This window comes from Robinsoniella sp. (assembly GCF_034124845.1).
Genome location: NZ_JAWYAJ010000122.1, coordinates 7,844 through 15,566 on the forward strand (window position 1 = coordinate 7,844; position 7,723 = coordinate 15,566).

Below are 7,723 nucleotides of genomic sequence, written 5' to 3' on the forward strand. Positions count from 1 at the left end.
AACGGATTCGTTTCTTGATTCACCAGCTTCGACAGATCATTTCCATCACTGTCTTCTACGTGGATCGTCACTTGTAAATCTTTCTTGTACGTAAATGTTACCTCTACATCCTGCGTAATTGGATTATATTCCTTGAAGCTATCACCATCAATTTTATATCCGCTTATCACTGGCGCTTCTACTTTTACATTGTCGCCTTTGGACACTGATATCACTAACGGATTCGTTTCTTGATTCACCAGCTTCGACAGATCATTTCCATCACTGTCTTCTACGTGGATCGTCACTTGTAAATCTTTCTTGTACGTAAATGTTACCTCTACATCCTGCGTAATTGGATTATATTCCTGGAAGGTATCTCCATGAATTTTATATCCGCTTATCACTGGGGCTTCTACTCTTACATTACTTCCCTTTGCCACTTCCCTTTTTAAAGGTGTGACGCTCTGATCCACTAATGCACTTAAGTCTTTTCCATCTCTATCCTCTACCCATATAGATATATTTACTTTTTCCTCTACCTGGTTTCTGGTATAAGTGAATTTCACTATCCGGTCCGAAGTTACCCCTTCCAGGGTTATCTGGCTCTCACCTTTTATCGTATAACCTTTAATCTGAGGTGCATGGATAGTTATGGATCCGTTCTCTTCTACTTCATAATTGAATTGATAGTTCGGATCTTCCGCCAATCCTGTCAGATCTGTGGTCGTTCCATCTTCAACCGGTACTACCTGTATACGATGCAGTCCCTTTGCATAATGGAATACTACTTCACTGTTCTGGGTGATTTTAGAAATCTTAATATATCCATCTGCTGCTGATATGCTCCCGGTTCCCTGAACAAATTCACCACTTGGAGCTGCTAATGTATATCCTGAGATTCCCGGTAATTTAAACTGTATGGTTTCATCCGGAAATACCTTGTAGCTGCTCTTAAAGCTCTGCGGCCATTGACTGGTTATATCCTCGCCTTTGGCATTTCTGGCTGTCAGTTTAAGTGTATGTCCAGTCTCTATTCCCTCGCCCACGCTCACGTAAAGCGTTCCGGAATATTGTGATAGCTTTTCTCCCTGGGAATTATAAATCGACTTGGCATCAAAAGTGATGGTATACATATCTCCTGGTTTTGCATTATCCCAGGTAAACGTGTACGCATTATAGTCGTATTTACCTCCGCCGGAAATGGTATATTTGTCAATTGGGAGCTTTCCGCCATGGTATTGAAGCGGATTTGTTAAAACTGCCTTTTTGGTACTTGGATTATATTGAGCCGTAACTTTCGTTGTCTGTCCCTTAAGAACTGTACTGGAAGGAACAACCTTTCCTTCCCAGGACTCCGGTATATTCAATATGCGGTTACCGGACAAGTTTACGGATACGCCAACTCTTTGATTTGCATAAAAACCATTGAGTGCACCCGGTCTCCCGTCCTCCTGCGTCCAATCGCCCAATTCTTCGATTTCACAATTTGATAAATCTAAGGACGCAACGGTTGCTTTCTTGAACAGCGAAATATCCGGAACGGTTCTAAACTTATTGTTACTTAAATCAATTGCGACCTGCCCCATCCAGCTGCTTCCATCCAGCCCTGAAATCTCTTCCGGCAAAGAGGTTAGCTGATTGCCCTGAAGAAACAACTGCCCCAGGCATAGATTACCAATTGACGCTGGTATTTCTACCAGATTATTTCTCTGTGCCTGCAGTATGCCCAGGTTTTTTAGCTGACCGATAGAATCCGGCAGTCTGGTAAGCTGGTTTCCTTCTACATAGATCGCCGTTAAACCAATCATCTTCCCAATTTGCTCCGGCAGTTTTTTCAGCTGCTGCTGCCCTGCTTTTAATTCGGTCAGATTCGTCAGATTTACAATAGAATCCGGCAAGGTGCTGATCTGACCAATATTTGGAAGGACAACTTCCAGATCCAATTGAGTCAGTCCGGTTAATTCACCGATATCTGCAGGCAGGCTTTTCAGATTTAAACATTGGCTTAAATCCAGTTTTGTTAACTTTTTCAGTTTGGTAATTGATTTTGGCAAAGACGTGATTGACGCCCCTGTTAAGTTCAATTCCTCCAGCTCTGTACAATTTCCAATACTTTCCGGAAGCTGTGTGATTCCCACCTCTTTATCCAGATCATTATAATAGACGCTATATGTGGATAAGTATTTTAGTTTTGTCAGCTGTCCGATGCTGTCCGGGATCCTGCATCCAGTGGGCAGAAACAGTAATTCCAGCCTCTCCAGATTCGCCAGATCCGAGATCTGTTCGGGTATTTCCGTATAGTTTCTTCCATACAGGGACAGTTCTTTTAAATTTTTACAGTTGGTGAGTCCAGCCGGAAATTCATCCATTACTACATTTGCTGTATTGAAAATTTCCAATTGCTGTAGTTTTCCGATTTCATCCGGAAATATAACCCCTTCTCCATCGGATATTTCAATCGACTGTAAATTTACCAGATTCCCTATTGATGCCGGAAATGAAAGGTTACTTACCGTCTCCTGAATATTCAAACGCCTGAGGTTTACTAAATTTCCGAATTCCTGCGGTATCACCGTTTGTTTACTGCTTCCTAAAGTTCCTGATCCGTTGAGCAGCTCAAGTTCTTCAATCTGAGTAGCCAAACATAATTTCGCGGGAAAATTCCCCTTATAATATGTTATTTTTAACTTTTTCAGGGAAGGAATCTCAAACATTTCATTCGGTGTGTTATTAAACACGCTTTCTGATGTTAACGCCTGAAATTCAATTTCTTTCAAATTCCTGAGATTAGCCAGTTCTTTTGGTGCTTCCCAGGGTGTTTTCCCACTGCCAGGAACTGTTTTAATAACAAGTGTCTCAATAGAGTCAAATTGTTCCTGGGTAAGCTGCGAAGGCGTAGGTTTCGGCGAACCTACAATTTGTTTTGCAATTAATGTAGTCAACCAGTTCTCTGAAGCAGGATTGGATACCGGATTGATATCCTCCACATCCCAGAAACTTTTTTGAGATGTGGCCGCTAATGTATCCATTTTCATCATACAGATACCGGATACAAAAACTGCCAGAAAACAGATTAACACCATTAATTGTCTCTTTCGGTTTTCCATATTTCTCTCCTTTTCTTATGTAATTCTCAGCTTCTTGTTTCACGTAAATACATTCATATCATCATCCCCTTTTCTTATAAATTTATAAAATCACCTGCAGATATCTCAGCAAAATCACTGGAGCAGATGAATTTATCAAAACGCCGATCCCACACTTCTAAAAATACTAAGCAACTTTCATACCCACTCAAATCTATAGAATCCGGCAAATAATGAACCGGTTATTTTCAAAATAGAAATCAATAATAATCCTTTGCACCTAAACAATATAACCCTAGCAATAAAAGCCACAGTGTACTGATCAAAATATTATTACCAGAAAGTAACACGCCAACAAAACCCAATAACTGTAAAATAATCATAATGGTTCCCAGTATTCGGATCACATTCATTCTGTCATCCCGCCTGTTAAAGACCAAACCTAAAATACCGGATACAAACATTAAAATCGCATAACCACTATTAAGAAATAATGTAGTTAAAACGATTTTAGATAATAAACCTTCTGTGAACAGTCCTATTCCATCAAAAATCACTAGGTGATAAATAAGAGTAACCCCTCCTAGAATAATCATAAAAATGCTTGTAATTTTTAATAATATCCTGCTTTCCATATAAACTTTACTCCTTTGTATATACTTGTCTTCCCTTGTATAACTGGTGTTATTATAAAAGGCACTATAATTATAATAATCATATAATCATAGTGCCTCGATCTGTCCTCGTACCGTCAGGGTACAAAGAAACAATTTCCATATTCTGCTATCAAACTCATGTTTCCCCAGAATCCATCATGTATTCCTTGTGATTCATAGAAACCTTTGCTGCAGAAATACAGACAATCTGAATTATTTAAAACAGATAATTTTCCGTTCATCACCTGGGTGACGATAGAAATCTGTTCTGCTGTTGGTACATAACTGTCAATCATGGCATAGGTTGTAAACTGTCCCGGTGCTGCTACAACTCCTGTAGCTGTATTGGGGAATAATGGTGACATTACCCTGTTGCGAATTACTTCTGCAACAGCAGTCATTCCTTCTACTCCTGTCCCGCCGGCTTCCAAACCTACGATTTGTGCAACCAGATAGATTTCGGCATCGTTGGTTCCAATTGGCGTCATATCTGCATTCGCATTGATATTTGCATCAGCAGTATATGGTCTTCCGTAAAAGTTAATATTAGATTCAACAATTGGATCTAATACAGTACCTCTGGCGGAATTAGCCGCATGAATCATCATCCCGTCACCTACATAAATTGCTACATGACTGATATTCATATAATCTCCATTAGCTTCATAACTGTAAAAAATCAAATCACCGGGCTGAAGTTCCTCTCTGGAAACTACACTTCCCTGTTCGGCACAGAACTGTGCCTGCCAAGCCGCTACACGGGGTACCGATACACCTGCAAGGTCATAGGCTGTCATAACAAGATAACTGCAATCCAGGTAATTTCCCTGTCCTGCCAATGGCATGGAATAAGGATCCCCTAAACGGGTATAAGCATATTGAACTACCGTATCTCCGATCGTTCCGCTGTATCCCCGGGAAAATCTCATTTTTCCTCTCCTGCTATTCAGGATTAAGGGATCCGCTTCCATTACTAAAGAGTTACCTGCTTCTATCAGGCCCTCTGTCTTGCCTAAGGTAATATCTATTTCTTTGCCCCGCATCCTTCTCTCGTTGCCATCCCTCACTGCGGCTACACTTAAGACAAATGGTGTATCCTCCGTCAAACGGTTTGTGATATCAGCCCAGTACTCCGGACTGAAGTGGTAACTGTAAGAAGTTGCTTTTGGCGTTCCGGTCTGGTCCGCCAGCCCCGGTCTTAAGGTAAGTATCCTCTTTGGATTCTGATCTGCATCATATAACATAATTGCAAATCCATCCACAGACGGATCCGTCTGTTCTGTGTAACTCCAATTCACTACATAATCGCCGGAAACCGGGTCATTTGTAATGGATACATCATGAACTGCCTCTACCATATAATGGGTTTCATCATCCGGTGTATATTCATTCCCCCTTAATACAGGCAATGTATACTGTCCCTCTGACTCATCCGCGGTATGCATCATCCATTTAGCCGGTGCATCCGGATCTGCCGGGTTAATTCCCTCTATCAGGGTATCATCCCAGCCGGATTTATCTTTTAAGGTATCTAAATCCTGCATCTGTGCAAGACTTAATAAGATTGCACTTTCTGCTTCCGGCTCTGCTTCCTCAGACTCATCCGTTTCGGTTGTACCTGTTGTATCGATTGTATCTGTTGTGTCGGTCGTATCGGTTCCTTCCGATTGCTCAGGACGAACCATATCTTCCAGCCCTATGTTATAATACTGGGCGATTGCCGGTTTTGGCGGTTCAGGCGGATCTGTTTCCGTTTCAGTCTCGGTTTCAGTTTCCGTTTCTGTTGAAGTTTCGGATTCTGTGTTACTCTCCGTTTCAAAGCTGGTCTCGGATTCCGATTCGCTTTCGGTTTCTGACATACTTTGGGATTCTGTTACTGTTTCAGACTCCGTCTCTGTTTCCGTAAGGATTTCAGATTCTGTACTGCTTTCGGATTCTGAAGTTCCCTCAGTGGCTGTACCACTGCCTGAACCTGTTCGGCTCTTGGATCTGGTTTCTTTTTCCTGTATTTCCGGGTGCGTTTCGGCACTCTCTTTTGATTCTTCTGTTTCCGGATTAATATCTATCACAGATACCTCTCCGGATCTGGAACCGGCTCTTACACGTTCTGAACTTTCCACTTCCAAAGTAGAATCCATATTGGTTTCTTCTTCCGTCTCCGGTACCGTTTGTATTTCGGTTACCGCTGCAGATCTCAATGCTGCACTGGACTTCTTCACTTTTTCTGTTTCCGGTTCTTTTATTACTTTTGTCTGGCTCTCGGTTTCCGGTGCCTTTTTCACTGCTGTCTGGCTTTCCGTCTCCGATGCCTTCTTAGCTGCTGTCTGGCTTTCCGTTTCCGGTGCCTTTTTCACTGCTGTCTGGCTTTCCCTTTCCGGTGCCTTCTTCACTGCTGTCTGGCTTTCCGTCTCCGGCGCCTTCTTAGCTGTTGTCTGGCTCTCCGTCTCCGGTACTGCCTTCGTTTCCTTCATACTTTCTGTTTCGGATGCTTTTTTTGTATCTTTTACATCTTCTGTTTCCGGTATTTTCTTTGTTTCGGCTGCACTTTCATCAGAAGCCAGCTTCTTTGTTTCTTTTTCGCTATCTGTGTCCTGCCCGGTCTGCTTCTCAGCGGGGCTTTCTGTTGTCTGCGCGGTTGTCTCAGTTGTTGTTTCCGCTTTTTCAGCTTTTTTATCTGCCTTATTTTTTTGTTTTTTTGCTTTTACAGATGTAGTTTCCGGGGTTTCGGCATCCCCTTCTCCTTCATCCGGCGGAGCTGTTGTCAATTTCTCGCCCCGTCCGTTATACTCATCTCCGTTTACATCCACTTTTACCGGAAGCTGCCACATTGCGGTTATATCCGCTCCGTTTTCATGCGTTCCTGCATCAATGGTTCCTACGTTGATGTTGTATCTTACCGTACTGAACGGAAGACTGTCTTCATCCAGAGTATGGACAATACCTGCAGCCATATCCGCTTTGATTCCTCCTGCATTGTGATTATAAGTTATATCCACGCCGCTCTTATAGAGGATCTCTGCTGCAATTCCACCGGCTTTTGCGATTCCGTCTGCCCTTGCCGGCACTTCATCCGGATCAGATTTATCCCGGTTATCCTGGATATTCCCCTGATTCAGTGCATTCTGTACGATGAAACGTGTAGTTGGAGGCTGTGTTGGATGTGCGTTATCTGCCGCATAGGCTGCAATTCCTGCTCCGTAGAAATTAGCATGTCGGTTTTCACCTGTTACTTCTACATTACCTTCGTTTCTCAAACCATACAGTACCAACGTGGTATCAGCCGCATATCCCACTGCTCCGGCACTATAAACGGTGCCAGGTGCAAAGGTATCAGCCTTTGGATTCTGTACTTCCAGATCAATAACTGTATTACCGGTATTTCTGACGTTACTGTTTTCAGTATCATCACTGTCTTCCATATGGACATTTCCATTTTCCGCTTTTCCGATAAATCCGCCGCTGTAAAGCACTGATTCATCACCCAGCTTCGTTACTTCAAGGTTACCGATATTCACGGTATTTTTCATGTTTACGGTATACCCATTCAGATGTCCTATGATTCCGCCAAGTTTACTTTCTGTCGCAGGTTTCTCCAGGAATAAATTGCTGTTATTGGTCACTCCCTGCAAAGTAATCACATTGGCGCTGTTATCGGATGCCGCTGCTTTTCCAATCACACCACCCAGACTTAACATATGCCTGTCTGTATTCTGAACAAACAGCTTTGTCTGGCTGTCCGGATCTGTATCATCATAGCTTCCGGCTGTTACTTTTTTCAGTTTTACTTCTGCTGCCTCATTCAGTTCACCGATGATTCCTCCAATGGACGTTCCCAGTGTATTAGCCGGATTGCTTCCATTTTGCTGGATGCTGCCTGAAGCCGCTGAATCTTTGATACTCAGTTTACCCTGTTCACTTCTGCCCACAAGTCCGCCGTAGCTTCCCTGTCCGTTCGTATTGCCAAGTGCAATATTTCCCGCAGAAATGTTATCATCCATT

The 7,723-nt window shown here is 42.7% G+C and carries 3 protein-coding genes; all 3 read right to left on the reverse strand.

The genetic code is table 11. The annotated features are described in order from the left end of the window. The coding region (locus ACH2DQ_RS05910) for a leucine-rich repeat domain-containing protein (protein WP_395025948.1) at nt 1–3,089 on the reverse strand (3,089 nt) is incomplete at its 3' end. Nucleotides 3,090–3,328: 239 nt separating this feature from the next. After that, the gene (locus ACH2DQ_RS05915) at nt 3,329–3,703 is read right to left on the reverse strand and encodes a hypothetical protein (protein ID WP_394910692.1); all 375 of its coding nucleotides are present in this window, start codon (nt 3,701–3,703) and stop codon (nt 3,329–3,331) included. A gap of 116 nt (nt 3,704–3,819) precedes the next feature. Beyond that, the coding region (locus ACH2DQ_RS05920) for an NlpC/P60 family protein (protein WP_395025951.1) at nt 3,820–7,723 on the reverse strand (3,904 nt) is incomplete at its 5' end.

Coding starts and splice junctions, on each gene's coding strand:
- ACH2DQ_RS05915 (WP_394910692.1), bottom strand. CDS start 3,703: ATGGAAAGCAGGATATTATTAAAAATTACAAGCATTTTTATGATTATT.